The sequence below is a fragment of the Mycobacterium sp. NGS35 genome (genome assembly GCF_059812855.1).
In genome coordinates this window covers 108726-133108 of record NZ_JCALDL010000007.1, presented here as the reverse complement: position 1 = coordinate 133108, position 24383 = coordinate 108726, and the positions used below count along the sequence as shown (strand labels likewise).

Annotated in this window: 24 protein-coding genes; 15 read left to right on the top strand and 9 right to left on the bottom strand. The window is 68.3% G+C overall.

The annotated features are described in order from the left end of the window. Positions 1–47 precede the first annotated feature (47 nt). The 5 genes from AC5Y4C_RS13645 to AC5Y4C_RS13625 all read left to right on the top strand — a co-directional run bounded on the left by AC5Y4C_RS13645 (position 48) and on the right by AC5Y4C_RS13625 (position 6493). The gene (locus tag AC5Y4C_RS13645; protein WP_499963611.1) at positions 48–2621 is read left to right on the top strand and encodes a bifunctional FO biosynthesis protein CofGH; all 2574 of its coding nucleotides are present in this window, start codon (positions 48–50) and stop codon (positions 2619–2621) included. Positions 2622–2783: 162 nt separating this feature from the next. Then, on the top strand, positions 2784–3671 hold the full coding sequence (locus AC5Y4C_RS13640; protein ID WP_499963609.1) for a type IV toxin-antitoxin system AbiEi family antitoxin: 888 nt from the start codon (positions 2784–2786) through the stop codon (positions 3669–3671). A gap of 158 nt (positions 3672–3829) precedes the next feature. Further along, the gene (gene fdxA / locus AC5Y4C_RS13635) at positions 3830–4156 is read left to right on the top strand and encodes a ferredoxin (protein WP_499909736.1); all 327 of its coding nucleotides are present in this window, start codon (positions 3830–3832) and stop codon (positions 4154–4156) included. Positions 4157–4193: 37 nt separating this feature from the next. After that, on the top strand, positions 4194–5282 hold the full coding sequence (dapC, locus tag AC5Y4C_RS13630; RefSeq protein ID WP_499947528.1) for a succinyldiaminopimelate transaminase: 1089 nt from the start codon (positions 4194–4196) through the stop codon (positions 5280–5282). Between the two features lie 41 nt (positions 5283–5323). Next, a complete protein-coding gene (locus AC5Y4C_RS13625; protein WP_499963607.1) occupies positions 5324–6493 on the top strand; it encodes an MFS transporter in 1170 nt (389 codons plus the stop codon). Positions 6494–6495: 2 nt separating this feature from the next. Here the strand turns inward: AC5Y4C_RS13625 and AC5Y4C_RS13620 are convergent, their stop codons facing one another. After that, positions 6496–6999 carry an Rv2253 family sensor-like surface protein gene (locus tag AC5Y4C_RS13620; RefSeq protein ID WP_499963605.1) on the bottom strand — a complete coding sequence of 168 codons (504 nt, stop codon included), beginning with the start codon at positions 6997–6999 and terminating at the stop codon, positions 6496–6498. A 120-nt stretch (positions 7000–7119) separates the two neighbouring features. After that, positions 7120–7650 (bottom strand): NUDIX domain-containing protein, encoded by a 531-nt coding sequence (locus tag AC5Y4C_RS13615; RefSeq protein ID WP_499909744.1) that lies wholly within the window; start codon positions 7648–7650, stop codon positions 7120–7122. A 41-nt stretch (positions 7651–7691) separates the two neighbouring features. On the opposite strand from AC5Y4C_RS13615, the gene AC5Y4C_RS13610 reads away from it, so the two are divergent. Beyond that, positions 7692–9095, top strand: coding sequence for an acyl-CoA synthetase (locus AC5Y4C_RS13610; RefSeq protein WP_499963603.1), 1404 nt, complete (start codon positions 7692–7694; stop codon positions 9093–9095). Between the two features lie 81 nt (positions 9096–9176). Here the strand turns inward: AC5Y4C_RS13610 and dapD are convergent, their stop codons facing one another. Further along, positions 9177–10130: a 2,3,4,5-tetrahydropyridine-2,6-dicarboxylate N-succinyltransferase gene (gene dapD / locus AC5Y4C_RS13605; RefSeq protein WP_499963601.1), complete on the bottom strand. Its 954-nt coding sequence runs from the start codon at positions 10128–10130 to the stop codon at positions 9177–9179. A gap of 55 nt (positions 10131–10185) precedes the next feature. Here dapD and dapE point away from each other — a divergent pair, with 55 nt between their 5' ends. After that, positions 10186–11247, top strand: coding sequence for a succinyl-diaminopimelate desuccinylase (gene dapE / locus AC5Y4C_RS13600; protein WP_499909860.1), 1062 nt, complete (start codon positions 10186–10188; stop codon positions 11245–11247). On the opposite strand, the gene AC5Y4C_RS13595 is transcribed toward dapE, so the two are convergent. Continuing rightward, on the bottom strand, positions 11232–12488 hold the full coding sequence (locus tag AC5Y4C_RS13595) for a hypothetical protein (protein WP_499963599.1): 1257 nt from the start codon (positions 12486–12488) through the stop codon (positions 11232–11234). The genes dapE and AC5Y4C_RS13595 overlap by 16 nt on opposite strands. 24 nt (positions 12489–12512) lie before the next feature. On the opposite strand from AC5Y4C_RS13595, the gene log reads away from it, so the two are divergent. The 7 genes from log to AC5Y4C_RS13560 all read left to right on the top strand — a co-directional run bounded on the left by log (position 12513) and on the right by AC5Y4C_RS13560 (position 17962). Continuing rightward, on the top strand, positions 12513–13079 hold the full coding sequence (gene log / locus AC5Y4C_RS13590; RefSeq protein ID WP_499909752.1) for a cytokinin riboside 5'-monophosphate phosphoribohydrolase: 567 nt from the start codon (positions 12513–12515) through the stop codon (positions 13077–13079). Between the two features lie 47 nt (positions 13080–13126). Next, positions 13127–14917 (top strand): long-chain-acyl-CoA synthetase FadD6, encoded by a 1791-nt coding sequence (gene fadD6, locus AC5Y4C_RS13585; protein WP_499963597.1) that lies wholly within the window; start codon positions 13127–13129, stop codon positions 14915–14917. Between the two features lie 136 nt (positions 14918–15053). Then, positions 15054–15878 carry a dihydropteroate synthase gene (folP, locus tag AC5Y4C_RS13580; protein WP_499909862.1) on the top strand — a complete coding sequence of 275 codons (825 nt, stop codon included), beginning with the start codon at positions 15054–15056 and terminating at the stop codon, positions 15876–15878. Beyond that, on the top strand, positions 15875–16816 hold the full coding sequence (locus AC5Y4C_RS13575) for a glucosyl-3-phosphoglycerate synthase (RefSeq protein WP_499909756.1): 942 nt from the start codon (positions 15875–15877) through the stop codon (positions 16814–16816). The genes folP and AC5Y4C_RS13575 overlap by 4 nt, the downstream gene beginning before the upstream one ends. Before the next feature lie 28 nt (positions 16817–16844). Then, positions 16845–17162 carry a DivIVA domain-containing protein gene (locus AC5Y4C_RS13570; protein ID WP_499963595.1) on the top strand — a complete coding sequence of 106 codons (318 nt, stop codon included), beginning with the start codon at positions 16845–16847 and terminating at the stop codon, positions 17160–17162. Beyond that, positions 17155–17751: a DNA-3-methyladenine glycosylase I gene (locus tag AC5Y4C_RS13565; RefSeq protein WP_499909863.1), complete on the top strand. Its 597-nt coding sequence runs from the start codon at positions 17155–17157 to the stop codon at positions 17749–17751. The genes AC5Y4C_RS13570 and AC5Y4C_RS13565 overlap by 8 nt, the downstream gene beginning before the upstream one ends. A 43-nt stretch (positions 17752–17794) precedes the next feature. Then, positions 17795–17962 carry a DUF3117 domain-containing protein gene (locus tag AC5Y4C_RS13560; RefSeq protein WP_003931055.1) on the top strand — a complete coding sequence of 56 codons (168 nt, stop codon included), beginning with the start codon at positions 17795–17797 and terminating at the stop codon, positions 17960–17962. Positions 17963–17993: 31 nt separating this feature from the next. Here the strand turns inward: AC5Y4C_RS13560 and glgA are convergent, their stop codons facing one another. Further along, positions 17994–19157 (bottom strand): glycogen synthase, encoded by a 1164-nt coding sequence (glgA, locus tag AC5Y4C_RS13555; protein WP_499909763.1) that lies wholly within the window; start codon positions 19155–19157, stop codon positions 17994–17996. Positions 19158–19274: 117 nt separating this feature from the next. Here glgA and glgC point away from each other — a divergent pair, with 117 nt between their 5' ends. Further along, positions 19275–20489, top strand: a complete 1215-nt coding sequence (gene glgC, locus AC5Y4C_RS13550) for a glucose-1-phosphate adenylyltransferase (protein WP_499909765.1) — start codon at positions 19275–19277, stop codon at positions 20487–20489. 24 nt (positions 20490–20513) lie between these two features. Here the strand turns inward: glgC and AC5Y4C_RS13545 are convergent, their stop codons facing one another. The 4 genes from AC5Y4C_RS13545 to AC5Y4C_RS13530 are packed head-to-tail and all read right to left on the bottom strand — an operon-like array spanning position 20514 to position 24371. Then, entirely contained in the window at positions 20514–21194 is a 681-nt protein-coding gene (locus AC5Y4C_RS13545) for a methyltransferase family protein (RefSeq protein ID WP_499963593.1), read from the bottom strand. Then, complete coding sequence (locus AC5Y4C_RS13540; RefSeq protein WP_499963591.1) at positions 21191–22828, bottom strand: ABC transporter permease; 1638 nt, start codon at positions 22826–22828, stop codon at positions 21191–21193. The genes AC5Y4C_RS13545 and AC5Y4C_RS13540 overlap by 4 nt, the downstream gene beginning before the upstream one ends. Then, a complete protein-coding gene (locus AC5Y4C_RS13535; RefSeq protein WP_499963589.1) occupies positions 22825–23730 on the bottom strand; it encodes an ABC transporter ATP-binding protein in 906 nt (301 codons plus the stop codon). Before AC5Y4C_RS13535 ends, AC5Y4C_RS13540 begins: the two co-directional genes overlap by 4 nt. Then, a complete protein-coding gene (locus tag AC5Y4C_RS13530) occupies positions 23727–24371 on the bottom strand; it encodes a TetR/AcrR family transcriptional regulator (RefSeq protein ID WP_499909774.1) in 645 nt (214 codons plus the stop codon). Before AC5Y4C_RS13530 ends, AC5Y4C_RS13535 begins: the two co-directional genes overlap by 4 nt. Positions 24372–24383: the final 12 nt, after the last annotated feature.

Sequence of the window (24383 nt, the reverse complement as noted above, 5' to 3'; positions counted from 1 at the left end):
ATGCCTGGCGCCCGGAAGATTTTGCATCCCACAGGAGTTACACCACCGTGGCGTTGACCCCCGGCGACGATCTCCCCCTGCTGCCCACCCCCGTGGTGCCACCCAAACCGACCGCGTCGGCGTTGCGTCGCGTATTGCGGCGGGCCCGCGATGGCGTGGCGCTCAACGTCGACGAAGCCGCTCTTGCGATGACGGCCCGCGGGGCGGACCTCGCCGACCTGTGTGCCAGCGCGGCCCGCGTTCGCGACGCCGGATTGCGGGCCGCCGGGCGGCTCGGACCGTCGGGGCGGCTGCCGATCAGCTATTCGCGCAAGGTGTTCATCCCGGTCACGCACCTGTGCCGCGACCAGTGTCACTACTGCACGTTCGTGACCGTGCCGGGAAAGCTGCGGGCCGCGGGCATGGGCATGTACATGGAGCCCGACGAGATCGTCGACGTGGCCCGCCGCGGAGCCGAATTAGGCTGCAAGGAAGCACTTTTCACGCTCGGTGACCGGCCCGAACAACGGTGGCCGGAGGCCCGGCAGTGGCTGACCGAACGTGGCTACGACAGCACCTTGGACTACGTGCGGGCGATGGCGATCCGGGTGCTCGAGGACACCGGACTGCTGCCGCACCTGAACCCCGGCGTCATGTCGTGGGCGGAGATGTCGCGGCTCAAGCCGGTCGCGCCGTCGATGGGCATGATGCTGGAGACCACGTCGCGGCGGCTGTTCGAGACCAAAGGCCTGGCGCACTACGGCAGCCCGGACAAGGATCCGGCGGTGCGGCTGCGCACACTGACCGACGCGGGGCGGCTGTCGATTCCGTTCACCACCGGATTGCTGGTCGGCATCGGCGAGACGTTGGTGGAGCGGGCGGAGACGCTCTTCGCAATTCGCAACGCGCACAAAGAGTTCGGGCACGTCCAGGAAGTGATCGTGCAGAATTTCCGGGCCAAGCCGGCGACCGCGATGCGCGCGGTGCCCGACGCCGACATCGACGACTTCGTCGCGACAATCGCCGTGGCCCGGCTGATACTGGGCCCGAAAATGCGGATTCAGGCGCCCCCGAACCTGGTGTCGCGCAACGAATGTCTGGCTCTTCTCGGTGCCGGCGTGGACGACTGGGGTGGGGTGTCGCCGTTGACCCCCGACCATGTGAACCCCGAGCGACCGTGGCCGGCGCTGGACGAGCTGGCCGCGGTGACCGCGGAGGCGGGCTTCGAGCTCGTGCAGCGGCTCACCGCGCATCCGCCCTACGTGCTGGCCGGTGCGGCGTGGATCGATCCGCGGGTGCGCGGGCACGTCGCGGCGCTGGCCGACCCCGCGACTGGGTGGGCGCGTGACGTCAATCCGGTTGGGCGCCGGTGGCAGGAGCCCGACGCAGCGCTGCAGTCCAGCGGGCGGGTGGATCTCAATGCGGCGATCGACACCGAAGGCCGGTTGACGGAGGCCCGCAGCGACTTGGGCAGCGCGTTCGGCGACTGGGAGTCGGTGCGGCAGAAGGTCGCCGAGCTGGCGGCCCGCGCGCCGGAGCGGGTGGACGCCGACGTGCTGGCGGCATTGCGCTCAGCCGAGCGGGACCCGGCCGGCTGCACCGACGCGGAGTATCTCGCGCTGGCAACGGCCGACGGCCCTGGCTTGGATGCCGTTGCGGCATTTGCCAATTCGCTTCGGCGCGACGCCGTCGGGGACGACGTGACGTTCGTCGTCAACCGCAATATCAACTTCACCAACATCTGCTACACCGGCTGCCGGTTCTGCGCGTTCGCCCAACGCAAGGGTGACGCCGATGCCTACACGCTGTCCTACGACGAGGTGGGTGAGCGGGCGCACCAGGCGTATCTGGACGGTGCCACCGAGGTATGTATGCAGGGCGGCATCGACCCGGAGTTGCCGGCCACTGGATACGCGGAACTGGTGCGTGCCGTGAAGAAGCGGGTGCCTGACATGCATGTGCACGCGTTCTCGCCGATGGAGATCGTCAACGGAGCGGCGAAAAGCGGTGACAGCATTCGCGATTGGCTGATCGGCCTGCGCGAGGCCGGGCTCGACACCATACCGGGCACAGCCGCTGAGATCCTCGACGACGAGGTCCGCTGGGTGCTGACCAAAGGGAAGCTGCCGACATCGGCGTGGATCGAGGTGGTGACGACAGCGCACGAGGTCGGGCTACGGTCCAGCTCGACGATGATGTACGGCCACGTCGACACCCCCAAGCACTGGGTCGGGCACCTGCGGATCCTGCGTGAAATACAAGACCGCACAGGCGGTTTCACCGAGTTCGTGCCGCTGCCGTTCGTTCATCAGAACTCGCCGCTGTACCTGGCCGGTGGTGCCCGTCCCGGCCCCACCCACCGCGACAACAGGGCGGTGCACGCATTGGCGCGGATCATGTTGCACGGCAGGATTTCTCACATCCAGACCAGCTGGGTCAAGCTGGGGGTCGAGCGCACGCAGGTGATGCTCAACGGCGGCGCGAACGACCTGGGCGGCACGCTGATGGAGGAGACGATCTCACGGATGGCCGGCTCTGAATACGGCTCGGCCAAGACCGTGGCCGAGCTCGTCGAGATCGCCGCAGGCATCGGCCGGCCGGCACGCCAGCGGACAACGACGTACCTGCCGCTCGCCGCTTAGTCCCTCCCTTTGCCGCGAGCGTGCGTGTCTGCGCATCGACACGCCGGCACCTGCGTACCGGAGCGCACGTTCGCGCCGCGTCCGTTGTGCACATTTGCGCATTCATCCACAGGCTGACCGTCCGTATCCCTATGACGGGCAACGGCGATCGACGATGTGGTGATGGACGAAGATCTCAGGCGGCTGTTCTCGGACCAGCGAGGAGTGGCCACCAGCGGGCAGATTTTGCGGCTGGTCAGCCGAAGGACACTGGATCGGTTGGTGAATACCGGTGCGGTGGAACGCATGTGGACCGGCATCTACTGTCTGGGCGAACCGGATGACATCGCTCGATTGCGCGGCCTCGACCTGTCGTGCGGGACCGTCGTTCCGGTCTGCCTGGCAACCGCCGCGGCACTGTATGGCTTCGACGTGCAGGAGGACGCCGATCTGCATGTGCTGAATCCGCCGGGGCACCAATTGCGTTGCGCCGACGGCCTTGTGGTGCATCGCCGCGACGGCGCGCCTCTTCGGATCGTCGACGGACGCCCAGCCACGTCGCCGGCATGGACGGCTATTGAGGTGGCCCGCAGCCTGCGCCGCCCACGAGCTCTGGCAACCCTCGACGCGGCGCTGCGCAGCGGCGCGTGCAGTCGTCCCGACCTATGGCGCGCGGCAATCGAGCAGGCCGGCCGTCGAGGCATCGTCGCGGTCCGCGATCTGCTGCCACTCGCCGATCCTCGAGCCGAGTCGCCGATGGAAAGTGAAGCGCGGCTGGCCATGATCGACGGCGGCTTGCCGATGCCCGAGCTGCAGTACGAGATCGTCGACGCCAACGGCGAGCTGCGTCGAGTGGACTTCGCATGGCCTGAGCAACGGGTTGCAGTCGAATACGAAGGGCTGGACTGGCACAGCGGCGCGGAGGCGATGCGCAGGGACCGCAGACGCCAGATTGCCCTGATGGACGTGGGCTGGGTGGTCGTCGCGATCGTCTTCGACGACGTCAGGCATCGGTCGTGGGACTTCGTCGCGGCGATCGACCGACAGTTGCGTCGCACTCGTGCCGCGTGAGGGTGCGCTGGGGTGCGGCGCTGCTCGGCGCGTCGGCGCACAGACACGCACGCTCGCCGATACGAGGCGCCTGCGACAGTGCCAGTAGATGCAACGTCTAGTATCACGTACCAAGCAGCCCACGCCGAACATCGAGAAGAACTCTTGAGGAGAGCTCTGTGACGTACGTGATCGCCGAACCCTGCGTCGACGTCAAGGACAAGGCGTGCATCGAGGAATGTCCTGTCGACTGCATCTACGAGGGCGCCCGCATGCTCTACATCCACCCCGACGAATGCGTGGACTGTGGTGCGTGCGAGCCGGTCTGCCCCGTGGAGGCCATCTACTACGAGGACGACGTGCCCGACCAGTGGTCGCAGTACACCCAGTACAACGCCGACTTCTTCGAGGAGCTCGGCTCACCGGGCGGTGCGTCGAAGGTCGGCCTGACCGAGAACGATCCGCAGCCGGTCAAGGATCTGCCGCCGCAGGGCGAAAGCGCCTAGCCTGACCGACGCACGTCGCCCCATCGGCCGGCACAGGGTGTCGGCAGCACTGCCGGTGTTTCCGTGGGACACGCTCGCCGACGCGTGGGCGCAGGCCGCGGCGCATCCCGACGGCATCGTCGACCTGTCCGTTGGCACTCCGGTCGATCCCGTCGCGCCGGTGATCCGCGAAGCGCTGGCGGCGGCGAGCGCATCGCCGGGCTATCCGACCACGGCGGGCACCCCCGCGCTGCGCGAGGCGGCGGTCGCGGCGTTGGGCCGCCGATACGGGGTCGGCGGCCTCACCCCGGACGCGGTGCTGCCGGTGATCGGCACCAAAGAGCTGATCGCCTGGTTGCCGACGCTTCTGGGCCTGGGTCCCGACGACCTCGTCGTCGTCCCCGAGCTCGCCTACCCCACCTATGAAGTCGGCGCTCAGCTGGCCGGCGCGCGGGTGGCGTTCGCCGACTCGCTGACGCAGCTCGGCCCGCAACGACCGGCGATGGTGTACCTCAACTCGCCGAGCAACCCCACCGGCCGGGTGCTCGGCGTCGACCACCTTCGCAAGGTTGTCGGGTGGGCCCGTCAGCGCGGGGCGCTGGTGGTGTCCGACGAGTGCTACCTCGGCCTGGGCTGGGACGCCGAGCCGGTGTCGCTGCTCGACGACGCGGTGTCCGACGGCGACCACACCGGCCTGCTGGCCGCGCACTCGCTGTCGAAGAGCAGCTCGCTGGCGGGCTATCGGGCCGGTTTCGTCGCCGGAGACGCGGCGGTAGTGGCCGAGCTGCTGGCCGTGCGCAAGCACGCCGGGATGATGATGCCGACACCGGTCCAGGCCGCAATGGTTGCAGCGTTGTCCGACGACGCGCACGAACAGCAGCAGCGCGACCGCTACTCCCGGCGCCGCGACGTCTTGCTGTCCGCGGTGCGTGCGGCGGGCCTGACCGTCGACCACTCAGAAGCCGGCCTGTACCTGTGGGCCACTCGCGGCGAGCCGTGCCGCGACACCGTGTCGTGGTTCGCGCACCGCGGCATCCTCGTTGCGCCGGGGGAGTTCTACGGTGCGCGCGGGCGCCAGCACGTGCGGATTGCGCTGACCGCGACCGACGAGCGGATCGCCGCCGCGGCTGACCGGCTCGCGGCATAGCACCCATGTCGCCGAACCGCGGGCTGAGGCAGACTCTCGCAGTGACCGTTGACAGTCGGCGGACGTGGCTCACCCGCAACGTGCGCGTGCTCGCACTCGTGTCGTTTCTGCAGGACGCCGCCAGCGAGCTGCTCTACCCACTGCTGCCCATCTATTTGACCGGCGTGCTCGGTGCCCCGCCCGGGGTGGTCGGTGCCGTCGAGGGCGCTGCAGAAGGCGCCGCGTCGTTGACCAAGATCGCTGCCGGCCCGCTGGGCGACCGGTTCGCGCGGCGCCCCTTGATCGCCACCGGCTACGGCATGGCGGCGCTGGGCAAGGTGATCGTCGCTATGGCCGCCGCATGGCCGGGCGTGCTGGCGGGCCGGGTGGTGGACCGGTTGGGCAAGGGACTGCGGGGCGCGCCGCGCGACGCGCTGCTGGTCGACGGCATCGATCCGGCCGCGCGCGGCCGCGCGTTCGGATTCCACCGCACCATGGACACGGCCGGCGCGGTGGTCGGGCCGCTGCTGGGGCTGGCCGGCTACGAGCTGCTTGATCACCAGATCGCTCCGGTCCTCTACCTGGCCGTCATCCCCGCGGTGCTCTCGGTGCTGATGGTGTTCTGGGTGCGCGAACGCGTCCACGCGCGAGTGGCGAGACCGCCTGTGTTCGCCAACGTGCGGCAACTTCCCAGCCGCTACTGGAAGGTGACGGCCGCGCTGGTGGCGTTCAGTCTGGCCAACTTCCCCGACGCACTGCTGCTGTTGCGTCTCAACGACATCGGGTTCGGCGTGGCCGGCGTGGTACTGGCCTATGTCGGCTACAACGCGGTGTACGCACTCGCCAGCTACCCGGCTGGCGCGCTAGCCGACAAGTTCACCCCGGCAACGGTTTTCGGCATCGGGCTGGCGTTCTTCGCGATCGGTTACCTCGGATTGGGGCTGACCACCGACGCGGCCCTGGCGTGGCTGCTGATCGCGGTGTACGGCGTATTCACCGCCTGCTACGACGGTGTCGGCAAAGCGTGGATTTCGACGCTGCTTCCCGACGAGCTGCAATCCAGCGGGCAAGGGGTCTTCCAGGGACTCAACGGTTTTGCGATCCTGTTCGCCGGCCTCTGGGCCGGCCTGTTGTGGGGTGCGGCCGGACAGCTGCCGTTGTTGATATCCGGCGGCGTCGGAGCGGTCTTCGCGATCGCTTTACTGCTCTTCGGCGCGCGACGCCGCCGCTGAGATCACGCGGGGAACGCCGCCACCGGCATCCATACGCTGCCCTCGCACGGTCCGCCGTAGATCTCCGTCATCCAGGTTCCGCTCAACGTTCCATCCGGCTGCGGTACGTAGTACGTCCACGACCGGGCCGGACTCCACACCTTGGGGACGCCGTCACCGACGAAACAATCCCATTGCCAGTCATAGACATTGGCCCATCGGCCGCCATCCCAGGTGTAGCGCTCGGGCAGCGGGACGGTGGGGTTGGCGGGACGCGGCCCGTCGACCACGGTCGCCACGCACGACGACCTCGAGCACTGCGTGACAAACGTCAGCTGTCCGCTGAACGGAGGTTCGGCTTGTTTGGCCGCTCGGCTGTTGCCGGTCTTCTGGTCGGCGTAGCCGACGAGCGTGTATTTGCCGTTCCATGAAGGTGTTTGCGCGTCGGCCGGTGCCGGACTCGAAGCGAGCACGACGAACAAGACCGCGCCGAGCTGCGCAGCCCATCTCCGCCAGAAGACACACATGATGGGCGAGTTTATGTGGCGTAACTGCCGACTCACGCCTCGCCGCCACGTCGTCGACGTCCCAGTTGGGTCACAATTCGAGTACGCCACAGCGCATTTCGGCTGCCGCCAAGCCGTCGGTCAGCGCAGCATGAACATCGCGAACGCGGCGATCGACTGCGCGTCGACGATCCCTCCGGAGCGGATCATCGACACCACGTCCTCGTGGGAGAACCACGCGCTGCGCATGTCCTGCTCCTCATGCTCACGGTCGGCTTCCCCTTCGGTGATCCCGGTGGCCAAAAACACCCAGCCGCGTTGGCTCGACATGCCCGGTGCGACGTCGAGCTGGCCGAGCCGCTCGAACGACTCGGCCCGCAGCCCGGTTTCCTCGCTGAGCTCGCGGCGGGCGAGCTCGGTCGGTTCAGCCTCCGCTAGATCCGGGGCAGTTCCTTGGGGGAACTCCCAGCGCCGCGCGCCAACGGGGTAGCGGAACTGCTCGACCAGACGAAATCGCTTGCCGTCGTAGGGGATCACGAGAGCGTAGGTGGGCTTGTCGATCACCCCGTAGATGCCCACGCTGCCGTCCGGCCGGCGGATGTCGTCCTCTCGCACCACCATCCACGGACTGCGGTAGACCTCCCGGGAGCCGATGCGCTCGATGTGTGCCACGCCCGTCAGTATCGCGGGTTGCGGCGGGTAGCCTCGCTGGCGTGCTGCTGGCGTCGTTGAACACCGGTCCTGACGTCCACGACGCCGTGCGGATCGGCTCCCCGGAAGGACCCGTCGCGCTGAGCCGTGGCGACCTCGTCGGCGCCGCCACATCGGTGGCGGAACGGGTCGGCGGTGCGCACCGGGTCGCGGTGCTGGCCACCCCCACCGCACAGACCGTGCTGGCCGTGACGGGCTGCCTGATCGCCGGGGTGCCGGTGGTGCCGGTGCCGGCTGACGTCGGCCACGCGGAACGTCGCCACATCCTGACCGACTCCGGTGCACAGGCGTGGCTGGGCGAGGCGCCAGCGGACGCCGAGGGGCTGCCGAACATCCCGGTGCGGCTGCATGCCCGCTCGTGGCACCGCTATCCGGAACCGTCGCCCGACGCCGCGGCGCTGATCATGTACACCTCGGGAACCACCGGACCGCCGAAGGGCGTCCTGCTGTCCCGCCGTGCGATCGCCGCGGACATCGACGCGCTCGCCGAGGCGTGGCAGTGGACCGCCGACGACACGCTGGTGCATGGGTTGCCGCTGTTCCACGTCCACGGCCTGGTCCTCGGCCTGCTTGGCTCGCTGCGGGTGGGCAACCGGTTTGTGCACACGGGCAAGCCGACTCCCGAGGCGTATGCGCAGGCGCGCGGCACGCTGTATTTCGGGGTGCCGACGGTGTGGTCGCGGATGGTCGCCGACCGGTCCGCCGCCGAGGCGCTGCGGCCGGCGCGGTTACTGGTCTCCGGCAGCGCACCGCTGCCCGTGCCGGTATTCGAAAGGCTCGCTTCGCTCACCGGGCACGAGCCGGTAGAGCGGTACGGCAGTACCGAATCGCTGATCACGCTGAGCACCCGCGCCGACGGCGAGCGACGCCCCGGCTGGGTGGGTCTTCCGCTGCGTGGGGTGAGCACGCGGCTGGTCGACGACGACGACGCGCCAGCCCCCCACGACGGTGAAACCGTGGCGCGCCTGCAGGTGCGCGGGCCGATGGTGTTCGACGGGTACCTGGGCCGGCCCGATGCAACGGCTGCGGCGTTCACCGACGACGGCTGGTATCGCACCGGCGACGTCGCGGTGATCGACGCCGGCGGCATGCACCGCATCGTCGGGCGCGAGTCCACCGACCTGATCAAAAGCGGCGGCTACCGCATTGGGGCAGGCGAGGTGGAGACCGCGTTGCTGGGCCATCCCGCTGTGGCTGAGGCCGCGGTGGTCGGTCTGCCCGACGACGACCTGGGCCAGCGCATCGTCGCATTCGTGGTCGGCGACGTCGACTCGGCAGAGTTGATCGACTATGTCGCACAACAGCTTTCGGTCCACAAGCGGCCGCGTGAAGTCCGGCTGGTGGACGCGCTGCCCCGCAATGCGATGGGCAAGGTGTTGAAGAAGGAGCTCGCGACGTGGGGTTGAGCTCTGCGCGAGCGTGCGCCGCGTGTCAGTCTCACCGGCGTGTCGCTGGCACGACACGCACGCTCGCGGTGGTCGAGGGAGCTAGTTGGCGTGCAGGGCGTCGTTGAGCGCGATGCCTTCGCGGTCGCGCGACACCACCTCGACCGCACCGGTCACCGAATTGCGGCGGAACAGTAAGTTGTTGGCGCCGGACAGGTCTCGCGCCTTGACCGTGCCGCCGTCCGGCGTCGCGACCTTGGTACCCGCAGTCACGTACAGCCCCGCCTCCACCACGCAGTCGTCGCCAAGGGAGATCCCCAGCCCCGCGTTGGCGCCGAGCAGACAGCGCTTGCCGATCGAAATCACTTGTTTCCCACCGCCGGACAGTGTGCCCATGATCGACGCGCCGCCGCCTATGTCGGATCCGTCGCCCACCACCACGCCTGCGGAGATACGACCTTCTACCATCGACGCGCCCAGCGTGCCCGCGTTGAAATTGATGAAGCCCTCGTGCATGACGGTCGTGCCGGGCGCCAGGTGCGCGCCGAGCCGCACCCGGTCGGCGTCAGCGACGCGCACTCCCGTGGGCAGCACGTAGTCGACCATGCGGGGAAACTTGTCGACGCCGTAGACGGTCACCGGGCCGCGCCGACGCAGCCGCGCCCGCACGGTGTCGAAACCCTCGACGGCACAGGGGCCGTGGTTGGTCCACACCACATTGGTCAGCACACCGAAGATGCCGTCGACGTTCGCCCCGTGCGGCTTGATCAGCCGGTGCGAGAGCAGATGCAACCTCAGGTAGGCGTCATACGCGTCGGCGGGCGGATCGGCCAGCGCGCCGATGACCGTGCGCACCAGCACGGTTTCGACGGCGCGGTCGTCGTCGCGTCCAGCCAGCCCGGCGAGGTCGGCAGGCACCTCGGCCACCGACAGCCGCACCGTGCCGGCCGGATCGTCCACGTCGAGTTCCGGTGCCGGAAACCAGACGTCGAGCACCGCCCCGTCGGCGGCGATGGTCGCCAAACCCACACCCGCAGCAGAGGTCACGAGGCTCAACGTTACTGTGTGGCACTCGCAGCCGAATCGCCCGGCTAGCCTGATCCTCGTGGGCCTGAACTTGCGTGGCGATCCGGTGACGCTGACCGCCGCGCTCGTCGACATCCCGAGCGAGTCGGGGCGTGAGGCCCGCATCGCCGACGAGGTCGAGGCCGCGCTGCGTGACCAGACGAGCGGATTCGAAATCGTCCGTAACGGCAATGCGGTGCTGGCGCGCACCCACCTTGGGCGGCCTACCCGGGTGCTGCTGGCCGGTCACCTCGACACCGTCCCGATCGCCGGCAATGTACCCAGCCGCTTGACCGACGGGCAGTTGCACGGCTGCGGCACGGTCGACATGAAATCCGGCGACGCAGTGTTCTTGCACCTGGCCGCCACGCTTGTCGAACCGGCTCGTGACCTGACTCTGGTGTTCTACGACTGCGAGGAGATCGAAGCGGCGGCAAACGGTTTGGGCCGCATCGAACGCGATCTGCCTGACTGGCTGGCGGCCGACGTCGCGATCCTCGGCGAACCGTCCGGCGGCTACATCGAAGCGGGCTGCCAAGGCACGCTGCGCGTGGTCGTGACGGCCAATGGCACCCGCGCCCATTCGGCCCGACCATGGATGGGGGACAACGCAATTCACAAACTCGGCGCGGTACTGGACCGGCTCGCGGCATATCAGCCGCGACACGTCGACATCGACGGCTGCACCTACCGTGAAGGGCTCAGCGCGGTGCGCATCGACGGCGGCATTGCCGGAAACGTGATCCCCGACAAGGCGTCGGTGACCGTGAACTTCCGCTTCGCCCCGGACCGCAGCCTCGATCAGGCGCTCGCTCACGTACACGAGGTGTTCGACGGGCTCGACGTGCGGATCGAGCAGACCGACGCAGCGGCGGGGGCGCTGCCGGGGTTGTCGCATCCGGCCGCGGCCGCGTTGGTGGGTGCTGCGGGCGGACGGGTGCGCGCGAAGTTCGGCTGGACCGACGTGGCCCGGTTCGCGGCGCGCGGCATCCCGGCCGTCAACTACGGACCCGGCGACCCGAGCCTGGCCCACCGCGCCGACGAACGCGTGCCCGTCGAGCAGATCACCGCGGCCGTCGAGATGCTGCGCGACTACCTGAGCGCCTGACCCTGCCGCGCCGCGTCGGCGGCCACGGACTCGAGCCCGACGGCCGCCAGCTCCTCGGCGACCTCCCCGAGCGCGGCCGCGTCGCCGTCGGTCAAGGCTTGCGCGTGGGCCAGCGTGAGCCGTCCCAGCACACAGTCGACCTCCCCGGCCAGCCGCTGCGCGCGATAGATCGCCCGGGTGTCGCCCAGCCGCACCGAGTCCTGCAGCGCGCGCAGCGCTATCGCTGATTGCCCGCCGCGTTCGGCCGCCTGCACCGCCTCGCGAGCCGCATCGAGGGCCTCGGCCTTGTCGCCGCGGGCGAACTTCGTCCAGGCGCGGGCCAGTGCCAGTTCCGGCGTGAACAACGCCGACTTCATTCCGTGCCGCGACTCGGCCGCGCTCAGCGCCTTCGCCGCGCCTTTCTGGTCGCCCTGCTGGCCCAGAGCCTGCGCCAGCAGCATGAAGGCCAGCGGACCCCAGGAGTAGCCGGTCGGCGCCAGCGCGTTCGAGGCGACGTCGAGGACCTGCACAGCCGTACTGAATTTCCCCTGCGCGGTCGCGACGTACCCCAGGAGCACCTCGCCGATCGCGCTGGCCGGTTGCTGGCCTTCGGCGGAGTCGGCGTAGCGCTGCGCCAACGACGCCGCCTCGTCGAGCCGGCCCGACATCAGCCGCGCCGTGATGCGGCCGAACCCGCTGGTGAACAGCAACAGCCCAGGGTGGCCGGCAGACACCGCCCGGGCCGCGAGCTCGTCGACGCGGCCGAACCGCCCGACTCGCGCCGACGACAACGCGGCCGCCGACGCCGCCCAGCCCACCGCCTGGTCGTCGGCGTGCGGTGACGCCAGCACCTCGTCCGCGAGCCGCAACGCGCGCAGCGGGGTACCGGCATTCATCGCGAACGTGGCGGCGAGCGCGTCCAGCGTGACCCGCGCCCCCGGCGCCGACACCCGGTTGCGCACGGTCTGTAGAAACGCGGCGGCCTTGGTTGGCTCCGAAAGCATCCAGAACTGGTTGGCGGCCCGCGGCAGCGCCCACGCCATCAGCTCGGTTTCGGACAGCTGCTGCGGGTCGACGGCGGCCAGCACTTCGTCGGCTTCACGGCCCCGACCCTGCCATGCCAGAGCTTGAGCGAGCACCAGCCGCGCGTCCAGCGACTCCGACTCTTGCAGCGCGGCCCGGGCTAACCGCTCGCCGGCTTCCATGTCGCCGCGCCGCAACGCCTCGGCGGCCGCGGCCCCCGCGTCGGTCACCTGCTGCATGCTATGGAGGCTAGTTTGTCGGATGTGTCGGAGTCGGCGGAGTCGCGGGGTGAGTGGGCGGTTTGTGTGTACTGCGCGTCGGGCCCGCGCCACCCGGAGCTGTTGGCGCTGGCGGCCACAGTGGGCAAAGCGATCGCCGACCGGGGATGGACGTTGGTGTCGGGCGGCGGCAACGTGTCGGCAATGGGTGCGCTGGCCGACGGAGCACGTGCGCACGGCGGCCGCACCGTCGGCGTGATTCCGAAGGCGTTGGTGCACAAGGAAATGGCCGACGTCGACGCCGACGAACTCGTCGTCACCGACACGATGCGTCAGCGCAAGCAGGTGATGGAGGAGCGCTCCGACGCGTTCATCGCGCTCCCGGGCGGCATCGGCACGCTCGAGGAGCTGTTCGAGACCTGGACCGCCGGCTACCTCGGCATGCACGACAAGCCCGTGGTGCTGCTCGACCCCGACGGCCACTACGACGGGCTGTGGGCATGGCTCGAAGGACTGGTCGAGAAGGGATACGTCCACCCGGGTGCGATGACGCGCATCGTGGTGGCCCGTGACGTCGACGGCGCACTAGCCGCCTGCGCCCCTGCTGACTAGGCTTTCCGCCAGTTTGCGCCCGGCCTGCAGAGGGAAGATGAACCGTTATGGCGGAAAATGGCGAAGCGAAGGACAAATCAACCGTCGGTTTGCTTGACATAGCGACCCGGTTGCCCGGATTGATCATGGATGCCCCGGCCATCGTGCAAGGGGTGCTGACCGGGTTCATGGCCCGGCCCTCGGCGAAGACCTCGATCGGCAAGGTCTTTCAGGAACGCGCTGCCCGATACGGCGACAAGGCGTTCATCAGGTTCCAGGACGAGACCGTCACCTACCGCGAGGCGAACGAGACGGCCAACCGCTATGCGGCGGTGCTGGCGGCGCGCGGCGTCGGCCGCGGTGACGTCGTCGGGATCATGCTGAAGAACTCGCCGCGCGCGGTGCTGCTGATGCTGGCCGTGGTCAAGCTCGGCGCGATTGCGGGCATGCTCAACTACAACCAGCGCGGCAAGGTGCTGGCCCATAGCGTCGGGCTGCTGGACGCCAAGGTGCTGATCGGCGAGGACGAGCTGCTGGAGGCGGTGCAGGAGTCCGGCGCCGACACCAACGAGACGCTCTCGGTCACCGAGCTGGACCGGCTCGCCGCCGACGCGCCTACCGACAACCCCGCCGTCACGTCGTCGATCCTGGCCAAGGACAAGGCGTTCTACATCTTCACCTCGGGCACCACCGGGATGCCGAAGGCCAGCGTGATGACGCACTACCGCTGGCTGCGCGCACTCGGTGGTTTCGGCGGCATCGGCATGCGGCTGAACAGCAACGACACCCTGTACTGCTGTCTGCCGCTGTACCACAACAATGCGCTGACGGTCGCGGTGTCGTCGGTGCTGAGCGCCGGCGCGACGCTGGCGCTGGGCAAGTCGTTCTCGGCGTCGAAGTTCTGGGACGAGGTGATCCGCTACGACGCGACCGCGTTCGTCTACATCGGCGAGATCTGCGGCTATCTGCTCAACCAGCCGGAGAAAGACACCGACCGCAAGCACAAGGTGCGGGTGATCGCCGGCAATGGGCTGCGGCCGGGCATCTGGGACGAGTTCACCAAGCGGTTCAACATCCCGCGGGTGTGCGAGTTCTACTCGGCCAGCGAGGCGAACACCGCGTTCGTCAACGTCCTCAACATCCCCAAGAGCGCCGGTATCTGCCCGACGCCGGTGGCGTTCGTCGAATACGACAACGAGACCGGCGACCCGGTGCGCGACGAGAACGGTCGGGTGAAGAAGGTCAAGAACGGCGAGCCGGGGCTGCTGCTATCCAAGGTGAGCAACTTCCAGCCGTTCGACGGCTACACCGACAAAGAGGCCACGGAGAAGAAGCTGGTCCGCGACGCCTTCAAGAAGGGCGACGTCTGGTTCAACACCGGCGACCTGATGCGCGCGCAGGGCTTCGGGCATGCCGCGTTCGCCGACCGCCTCGGGGACACGTTCCGGTGGAAGGGCGAAAACGTCGCGACCACGGAGGTCGAGCACGCCGTGGCCCAAGACAGCAACGTCGAGGAAGTGACGGTCTACGGGGTCGAGGTCGAAGGCGCCGGCGGCAAGGCCGGGATGGCGGCGATCCAACTCAAGGAGGGCGCGGAGTTCGACGGTAAGGCGCTGGCCAAGACCGTCTACGAGAACCTGCCGCCCTACGCGATGCCGTTGTTCGTGCGTGTGGTCAAAGAGCTCGAGAAGACCTCGACGCAGAAGGTCAAGAAGGTCGACCTGGCCAAGCAGGGCTACGCCTCCGACGACGTCGAAGATCCGATCTACGTGCTCAAGAGCCGCGAGGAAGGCTACGTCGAGTTCTACGACTCCTATCCCCAGGAAGTGAAGGACGGCAAGGTCCCCAAGAGCAAGTAGCCTCGGCGATTTCGGTGCGAAAACCGGCGCTGAGCGCCTGAAATCGCACCGAAATCGCGCGGGCGAGCGAGCCTGGCACCCTTGAGGGGTGCAAACGTTCTGCGGGCGACCGGTGGCGGGCGACCGAGCGCTGATCATGGCGATCGTCAATCGCACGCCCGACTCGTTCTACGACCGCGGCGCCACGTTCGCCGACAACGCCGCGAAGCAGGCCGTGCACCACGCGATCGAGCAGGGCGCCGACGTGATCGACGTCGGCGGAGTCAAGGCCGGACCGGGCCGGGCGGTGGACGCCGACGAAGAGATCGCCCGGGTGGTGCCGTTCATCGAATGGCTGCGTGGCGCGTACCCCCAGCAGCTGATTAGCGTCGACACCTGGCGCTCGGCGGTGGCCAAGCAGGCCTGCTCGGCGGGCGCCGACCTGATCAACGACACGTGGGCCGGCGCCGACCCGTACCTGCCCGATGTCGCCTCGGAGTTCGGCGCCGGTCTGGTGTGCTCGCACACCGGCGGCGCAGTCCCACGCACCCGCCCGTTCCGGGTCAGCTACGGCCACACCACCCGCGGCGTCGTCGACGAGGTGATCGCCGAAGTGAGCGCCGCAGCCGAGCGCGCGGTGCAAATCGGCGTGCCGCGCGACCGAATCCTCATCGACCCGACGCATGATTTCGGCAAGAACACCTTCCACGGGCTCGCTTTGTTGCGCCATGCGGAAGATCTTGTTAACACCGGGTGGCCAGTGCTCATGGCGCTGAGCAACAAGGACTTCATCGGGGAAACTTTGGGTGTGGGTCTGACTGAACGCCTGGAAGGCACGCTGGCCGCGACTGCGCTCGCAGCGGCGGCCGGGGTGCGGATGTTCCGGGTGCACGAAGTGGGCGCCACTCGGCGCGTGCTGGAGATGGTCGCGGCGATCCAGGGTGTGCGCCCGCCGACGCGCACGGTGAGGGGACTGGCATGACGACTGCTCCGGAATTGACCGACGTCACCATCGTCGACAAGTGGCTGGCCGAACGCAGCTGGAACCGGCCCAGCTGGACCGTGGCCGACTTGCAAGCCGCCAAGGCGGGCCGCACGGTCTCTGTGGTGCTGCCCGCGCTCGACGAGGAAGAGACCGTCGGCGGCGTCGTGGAGAGCATCGCGCCGATGCTCGGCGGGCTCGTCGACGAGCTGATCGTGCTGGACTCCGGCTCCACTGACGACACCGCGATCCGCGCCCTTGCGGCCGGCGCACGGGTGTTCAGCCGCGAGCAAGCGGTACCCGAGCTGCGCCCGCAGCCCGGCAAGGGTGAGGCGCTGTGGCGTTCCCTGGCCGTCACCACCGGCGACATCGTCGCATTCGTCGACTCCGACCTGATCGACCCCGATCCGATGTTCGTGCCGAATCTGATCGGGCCGCTGCTGACCACCGACGGCGTGCACCTGGTCAAAGGCTTCTACCGTCGCCCGCTGCGGGTCAGTGGCCGAGAAGACGCCAACGGCGGCGGCCGGGTCACCCAGCTGGTCGCCCGCCCGCTGCTGGCCGCGCTGCGGCCGGAGCTGTCCGCGGTGTTGCAGCCACTCGGCGGCGAGTACGCGGGCACCCGCGAACTGCTCACGTCCGTGCCTTTCGCGCCGGGCTACGGCGTCGAGATCGGCCTGCTCATCGACACCTACGACAAGCTCGGTCTCGATGCGATCGCGCAGGTGAACCTCGGTGTGCGGGCGCACCGCAACCGGCCGCTGACCGAACTGTCCGCGATGAGCCGGCAGGTGGTGGCCACGTTGCTGTCGCGCTGCGGCGTCAGCGACTCCGGGGTGGGGCTGACGCAGTTCTTCGCCGACGGCGCCGAGCTCACCCCGCGCGTGTCGGAGGTGTCGCTGGCCGACCGCCCGCCGATGAACACGCTGCGGCCGTAGCGGTTGCGCCGATGGCAGGATCGGTGACGTGACGCTGATCCTGCTCTACCTGCTGGTACTGGTGCTCGTCGCCGGGCTGCTGTTCGTGATCGCCAGCGCGGTGTTCGGCCGCGGCGAGCCACTGCCGCCGCTGCCGCGGGCCACGACCGCCACCGCGCTGCCTGCATCCGGCATCACCGGCGACGACGTGGACGCGGTCAAGTTCACGCAGACCCTGCGCGGCTACAAGACCAGTGAGGTGGACTGGGTGCTCGACCGGCTCAGCCGCGAGATCGAGCTGCTGCGCGGGCAGGTCTCGGCGTTGCAGGCGTGCACCGATGACGACGCCGAAAAGTCACGTGACTGACGACGGCCGCGTGCGGTGCCCGTGGGCGAACAGCGGCGGCGCGCACGCGGCGATGTACCGCGACTACCACGACTACGAGTGGGGCCGCCCGCTTCATGGACGGGACGCACTGTTCGAGCGAATGTCGTTGGAAGCGTTCCAAAGTGGACTGTCCTGGCTGACGATCCTGCGCAAGCGGGAGAACTTCCGGCAGGCATTCTGCGGCTTTGCCGTCGAGAAGGTGGCGCGCTACACCGACCGCGACGTCGCGCGGTTGATGGCGGACACCGGAATCGTGCGCAACCGCGCCAAGATCGACGCGACGATCGCCAACGCGCGTGCGGCCGCGGCGCTCGACGTCGACCTGTCCGAGTTGCTGTGGTCGTTCGCGCCGTCGGGTTCGCGGCCGCGGCCGGCCACGCCCGCCGAAGTGGCGGCACTGAGCCCGGAATCCACTGCGATGGCCAAGGAGTTGAAACGCCGCGGATTCAGGTTCGTCGGCCCCACCACGGCGTACGCGCTGATGCAAGCCACCGGCATGGTGGACGACCACCTGCAGTCGTGTTGGGTGCCGCCTGCGGGGTCTTTGCACACCAACGCTCGCGGATAAGGAACAATGGGGGCGTGAACGTGCAGTCTGGAGGGAGCGCTCGATGGCCGCGATGAAGCCCCGGACCGGCGACGGTCCATTGGAAGCAACCAAGGAGGGGCGCGGCATCGTCATGCGAGTACCGCTGGAGGGCGGTGGCCGCCTCGTCGTCGAACTCACTCCCGAAGAGGCCGCCGCGCTGGGCGACGAATTGAAGGGCGTCACCAGCTAACTCACGCTGTTGCGCTCCTCGCGCGCCCGGCTTAGGAGCTCACCTTGCGGTAGATCTCCAGCGTCTGTTCGGCGATGTGGGTCCACGAGAACTCGTCGATGCACCGTTGCCGGCCCGCCCGGCCGAACTGCTCCGCACGCGCAGGGTCGGCGACCAGCGAGTTGACGGCGTCGGCCAGTCCGACCTCGAAATCCGAAGGCGCGCCGGGGTCGTAATGCACCAGCAACCCGGTCTGGCCGTCCGACACCACTTCTGGGATTCCGCCCACGTCGGAGGCGACCACCGCCGTCGCGCATGCCATCGCCTCCAGATTGACGATCCCTAACGGCTCGTACACTGACGGGCACACGAAAACCGTTGCGGCGGAGAGTATTTCGCGAACCTTGCCGATCGGTAGCATCTCGCGCACCCAGAACACGCCGTGACGTGCCCGCGACAGGTTCTGCACGGCCTCGGTCACCTCGGCGGCGATCTCCGGCGTGTCGGGTGCGCCCGCGCACAACACCAGCTGCACGTCGTCGGCGAAGCGGTGCGCAGCCGCCAACAGATGCGCCACCCCTTTCTGGCGGGTGATGCGCCCGACGAACGCGACGATCGGCTTGCCGAGGTCCACACCCAATTCCGCGAGCACCGATTCGCCCGGCGCGGGCGGGGCGGGATGCCATACGTCGGTGTCGATCCCGTTGCGCACCACATGCACCCGGCTGGGGTCCAGCGCGGGATAGGTGGCCAGCACGTCGTCACGCATGCCCGAACTCACCGCGATCACCGCGGCCGCCGCCTCGATCGCGGTGCGTTCCACCCACGACGACACCCGGTAGCCGCCGCCGAGCTGCTCGGCCTTCCACGGCCGCCGCGGCTCCAGCGAATGCGCGGTGAGCACGTGCGGGATCCCGTACAGCAGGGCGGCCACATGGCCGGCCAGCCCGGTGTACCAGGTGTGCGAGTGCACGACGGTGGCGTCGTACGCGGCGTTGGCCATCACGAGGTCCGCTGACAGCGTGGACAAAGCCGGATTGGCGCCGCGCAGTGCGGGATCGGGCTGGTGAACGAACACGCCGTGCCGCGGAGCGCCCATGCAATGCACGTCGACGTCGCATAGTTTGCGCAGCTGCGCGACGAGCTCGGTGACGTGCACACCGGCGCCGCCGTAGACCTCTGGCGGATACTCCCGAGTCATCATCGCCACCCGCATGATGTGAACGTAGTGCCGCTCGGCGGCCGATGTACAACGCCGTTCGCTCTGGCGTTTGGAGCGCCCCAAATGGGGGGAATTCTGGTGGCAGCCAACAGTGACCGATAGGTTTGTCCCATGAGGGAATTGCCACATGTGCTGGGCATTGTCCTCGCCGGTGGAGAAGGCAAGCGGCTGTATCCGTTGACCGCAGACAGGGCAAAACCGGCAGTTCCCTTCGGGGGCGCTTACCGGCTGATCGACTTCGTGTTGTCCAACCTGGTGAATGCCAGGTATCTCCGGATCTGCGTACTCACGCAGTACAAGTCCCATTCCCTGGACCGGCACATCTCGCAGAATTGGCGGCTTTCCGGTCTGGCCGGCGAGTACATCACGCCGGTGCCCGCGCAGCAGCGGCTGGGGCCGCGCTGGTACACCGGCAGCGCTGACGCGATTTACCAGTCGATGAACCTGATCTACGACGAGGATCCCGACTACATCGTGGTGTTCGGAGCCGACCACGTGTACCGGATGGATCCCGAGCAGATGCTGCACTTCCACATCGAAAGCGGAGCGGGCGCCACGGTGGCGGGCATCAGGGTCCCGCGGGCGGAGGCAACGGCGTTCGGCTGCATCGACTCAGACGAGTCGGGCCGCATTCGCAACTTCATCGAGAAGCCGGCCGAGCCGCCCGGCACGCCCGACGATCCCGACCAGACGTTCGTGTCGATGGGCAACTACATCTTCACCACCAAGGTGCTCATCGACGCGGTGCGCGCCGACGCCGACGACGACACCTCCGATCACGACATGGGCGGCGACATCATCCCGCGGCTGGTGGCCGACGGGCGTGCGGCGGTGTACGACTTCGCCGACAACGAAGTGCCTGGCGCGACGGAGCGCGACCGCGGATATTGGCGCGACGTCGGCACGCTGGACGCGTTCTACGACGCGCACATGGACCTGGTGTCGGTGCACCCGATCTTCAACCTGTACAACAAGCGCTGGCCCATCCGCGGCGAGTCGGAGAACCTGGCGCCGGCGAAGTTCGTCAACGGCGGCTCGGCGCAGGAGTCGGTGGTCGGCGCCGGCAGCATCGTGTCCGCGGCATCGGTGCGCAACTCCGTGCTGTCGTCCAACGTCGTGGTCGACGACGGCGCGATCGTCGAAGGCAGCGTGCTGATGCCGGGCGTGCGGGTGGGCCGCGGCGCAGTGGTGCGGCACGCGATCCTGGACAAGAACGTCGTCGTCGGGCCGGGCGAAATGGTGGGTGTCGACCTGGAACGCGACCGTGAACGCTTCGCGGTCAGTGCCGGCGGCGTGGTGGCCGTCGGCAAGGGCATCTGGATCTAGCGGTCCGGGCCGATTTCTGCGCCGTCACCACACGTACGGCACCAGACGGTAACGGACGTCGTCGGTGTATTCGCGGTAGCCGGCGAGCCCTTGATCCAGTGCCCGCTCCTCGTCGACGATCCGCATGGCGAGCATCGCGACGGCCGGCACGAGGGTCAGCAGCGCCCAGTAGGAACCGAGCGCCAGCGGCATTCCTGCCGACATGACTAGCGCCCCGGCGTACATGGGGTGCCGGACGAGGCGGTAGAGCCCTGTGGTGACCAGCTGTTGTCCATCTTCGATGGTGACGTTCGCTGCGGCATAAGCGTTTTGGATGACCACCAGTTGCGACATGGAGAATCCCGTCGCGACGAGGACGTCACCGGCGATCACTGCCCACAACGGCACGGTCGACCAGCCGAACCGGTAGTCGAGCGCGCTGATCACGATGCTCGCCAGGCCCGAGACGAACACGCCCGTGACGGCGATCTTCTGGGTTGTCCGGGTTTCGGCTGCAGGTCCGGCATGCATGCGACGCTCCAAGGCGGCCGGATTCGTCGTGAGCAGATAGATGGCCGGCACCACTGTGCATGCCATGAACACGGCGATGAAAACCCAGGCCTGCCAATACCGTAACGTCCCGGCGGGAATGAACAGCAGCGCACCCAAGCCCACCAGACCCAGCAGCGACGTGGTCGCGGCTCGTGCGGCAACCGTCGTCCTCATACGCGTAAATCCCTGCGGCCGAAGGCAATAGCGCCGAGCACAGTCAGCACAGAATCGAGTACCAGCAACCACACCAGCGGCGTCGCGGTGAAGGTACCGGTGCCCACGAGCGGAATCTGCCCGAACGGCTCGAGGTTCAGCAGCCACTGGGGGAAACCCGACAACGACCCGAGCAGGTAAAGCGCGATGAACGCCACCAATACGCCCCAAGCCACCGGCGTGAAACGCGGGACGATCCCGAACAGAGCGACCGTGACCGCCGCCGACAGCCACACCGCAGGTATCTGCACGGCGGCGGTGCCCAGCACGAAGGACAACTTCGCGCCGATGTCGCCGGCCGCTGCGCCGTAAGTCACGCCGGCGACCAGGCCGGTGATCATCAGTGCAGTCGCCGATCCGAGCAGCGCAATGCCGAAATGGCTTGCCAGCCAACGTGTTCTGCTTACTGCGCCGGCCAACAGGGTCTCGGCGCGGGTACTCGACTCCTCGTTGTGCAGCCGCAGGGTCAGCGAGATCGCGAACGCCGACGCCACCATGGCGAGCATGCTGAACGCGACCGCCATGAACGCCTGCTCGAGCGCTCCGCTGCCGCCGAGGCGCGCCACGATCTCGCGCGCCGACGCACTGCCGAGCTCGTCGCCGATACCGTGCACGACGCTGCCGACCACCAACCCGTAGAGGCCCAGGCCGATCGTCCACAACGCAACCGCGCCGCGGTCGAGCCGGCAGGCCAGGCTCAGCGGCCCACGCAACCACGGTCGCGCCTCACCAGGGCCGGGCCGGTCGGCGATCAGGCCGGCGCCTACGTCGCGCCGAGACAGCAACCGGTAGGCGACGACCATCAGCACCGCGGTGGTGGCCAGGTGCAGCGTCAGCACCCAGTAGCGGTCGCCGGCGTACGGCCGCACCTGCAGTGACCACCCGAGCGGCGAAAGCCATGACATCGCCGACGCTCCGGCATCGCCGACGGCGCGCAGCGTGAAAGCGGCTGCCAGCACGGCGAACGCGGCACCGCGCGCGAAGCGGGCACTCGGTGACAGCTGCGCGGCGACACCGGCCACCGCGGTGAACACCAGCCCGGAGCAGGCCAGTGCGAGCCCGAATGCCAGCGAGCCGGTCGCCGGCACGTCCGTGGTGAGCAGCCCGGCGAATCCGACGAGACCGGTCACAATGGACGCACCCGAGGCCAGGATCAGCGCAGCGGTCAAACTCGCGTACCGGCCGACTGCTGTGGAGTCGATCAAATCCGTGCGGCCGTTCTCCTCGTCGCCCCGCGTATGGCGGACCACTGTAAGGATGACGGCCACCGCGATCAGCGTGTGGAACATGCCGGCCTTCCAGATCCCCACGGCGCCAAGGTTGTCCGCGTAGATTGCCCCGTAGAGCGCGCGCTGCGCGGGGCTGGCCATGATCGTCGCGGCGAACGCCGCTCGGTCTGCCTGACTGGGATAGACCGCCGCGATGCTGCCGACGTACACGGTGGCCAGCGGCACCGACAACAAGAGCACCCACAGCGGCAGCACGATCCGGTCGCGGCGCAGATAAAGCCGCAGCAGAGCACTGGTGCCAGAGAACAGCGAGCCGCTTGGCAGCTCGTGGGCAGGGTGCCGACGCTCCAAAGTCGCGGTGCTCATGCGCTCACCTTCTGCGCCTCGTCGTCGACGTTGTAGTGCCGTAAGAACAACTCTTCGAGCGTGGGCGGCTGACTGGTCAGGCTGCGTACCCCGGCGTTGCCGAGCACCCTGACAAGCTCACCTAGCGCCTCGGCGTCGACTTGGGCTCGTATCGTGTTGCCGTCCACGGACACGTCTTCGACCCCGTCGATGCGGCTGATGTCGCCTGGGTCGCCGATCATCTCGGCCTTGATCGAGGTGCGGCTGAGGTGACGCATCGAGTCCAGCGTCCCGCTCTCCACCGTCTTGCCGGCGCGGATGATGGTCATCCGCTGACAGAGCGCTTCTGTCTCGCCGAGGATGTGGCTGGACAGCAAGATCGTGGCGCCGCGCTCGCGCGCTTCCCGCACACACTGCTGAAAGACCTTCTCCATCAACGGGTCCAGCCCGCTGCTCGGCTCGTCGAGGAGAAGCAGTCGGGCGTTCGACGAGAACGCCGAAACCAGTGATACCTTCTGGCGGTTGCCTTTCGAGTAGGTGCGCGCCTTCTTGTGCGGGTCGAGCTCGAAGCGCTCGATGAGCTCGTTGCGGCGCTTGGCGTCGATGCCGCCGCGCATCCGGCCCAGCAGGTCGATGATCTCGCCGCCGGTCAGCGACGGCCATAGCGTGACATCGCCTGGCACATAGGCGATTTCGCGGTGCAGAGCGACCGCGTCGGTCCACGGGTCGCCGCCGAGCACACGCACCGTGCCGCCGTCGGCTCGCGCCAGGCCCAGCAGGATCCGGATCGTCGTCGACTTGCCGGCGCCGTTGGGTCCCAGAAAGCCGTGGACTTCGCCGTCGTGCACTGTCATCTCGAAGCCGTCGAGCGCGCGTACGGTGCCGAAGTTCTTTGTCAGCCCGTGGATTTCGATCGCCGTCATCCGACTTCTCCTTGCTTGTCCAGTTGTTCTCGTCGCGCCACGAACGCGTCGTACATCGTGGTATCGGTCAAGAGCCCGTGCGAATAGACCTCCAGCGCCGGCAGGACCATCTCCTCGCCGTAGTCGTGCAACACCGCGGCCATGTCGGTCGGCTTGTCGTGCATCTGCAGATACATCAGAAACGCCCCGCCACCGGTCATGGCAAGGAACTTCGCGCGGGCCTTCGGGTCGCGGCTGGGCTTGATGGTGCCGGCTTGCACACCTTCTTCGATGTACTGCTCGGCGTTGTCGATCATTCGCTGCCAGAACGACTTCGCGAGCGCGGTGCCGGACTGCAGGCTACGCACCAGATAGGCCATCAGCGGCGCGTAGGACTCCATTTCGGCGACCTGGGCGAACCAGGTCGCGGGGTCGGCCGACCGCAGCGACTCCGATTTGATGCTGCGGACCTCTTCGGCGATGTAGTCGTCGCAGGCCTTGCGTAAACCGTCTTTGGACCCGAAGTGGTGGATCACCAGTGCAGCACTGACACCGGCCGCTTCGGCGATGGCGCGCAGGCTCATCTGAAAGCCGTGCTGTCCCCACTGCTCGATGGCGGCATCGCGGATCTTCGCCGCCGCGGTGAGGTCGGCTGAACGCATGTTCAGTAGACT

Bases quoted from the DNA above. Each gene is read 5' to 3' on its own strand.
- AC5Y4C_RS13640 (WP_499963609.1), top strand. From the start codon at position 2,784: ATGGACGAAGATCTCAGGCGGCTGTTCTCGGACCAGCGAGGAGTGGCC.
- AC5Y4C_RS13620 (WP_499963605.1), bottom strand. From the start codon at position 6,999: ATGTGTGTCTTCTGGCGGAGATGGGCTGCGCAGCTCGGCGCGGTCTTG.
- AC5Y4C_RS13595 (WP_499963599.1), bottom strand. From the start codon at position 12,488: ATGCAGCAGGTGACCGACGCGGGGGCCGCGGCCGCCGAGGCGTTGCGG.
- fadD6 (WP_499963597.1), top strand. From the start codon at position 13,127: ATGGCGGAAAATGGCGAAGCGAAGGACAAATCAACCGTCGGTTTGCTT.
- folP (WP_499909862.1), top strand. From the start codon at position 15,054: ATGGCGATCGTCAATCGCACGCCCGACTCGTTCTACGACCGCGGCGCC.
- AC5Y4C_RS13575 (WP_499909756.1), top strand. From the start codon at position 15,875: ATGACGACTGCTCCGGAATTGACCGACGTCACCATCGTCGACAAGTGG.
- AC5Y4C_RS13560 (WP_003931055.1), top strand. From the start codon at position 17,795: ATGGCCGCGATGAAGCCCCGGACCGGCGACGGTCCATTGGAAGCAACC.
- glgA (WP_499909763.1), bottom strand. From the start codon at position 19,157: ATGCGGGTGGCGATGATGACTCGGGAGTATCCGCCAGAGGTCTACGGC.
- glgC (WP_499909765.1), top strand. From the start codon at position 19,275: ATGAGGGAATTGCCACATGTGCTGGGCATTGTCCTCGCCGGTGGAGAA.
- AC5Y4C_RS13545 (WP_499963593.1), bottom strand. From the start codon at position 21,194: ATGAGGACGACGGTTGCCGCACGAGCCGCGACCACGTCGCTGCTGGGT.
- AC5Y4C_RS13540 (WP_499963591.1), bottom strand. From the start codon at position 22,828: ATGAGCACCGCGACTTTGGAGCGTCGGCACCCTGCCCACGAGCTGCCA.
- AC5Y4C_RS13535 (WP_499963589.1), bottom strand. From the start codon at position 23,730: ATGACGGCGATCGAAATCCACGGGCTGACAAAGAACTTCGGCACCGTA.
- AC5Y4C_RS13530 (WP_499909774.1), bottom strand. From the start codon at position 24,371: ATGCGTTCAGCCGACCTCACCGCGGCGGCGAAGATCCGCGATGCCGCC.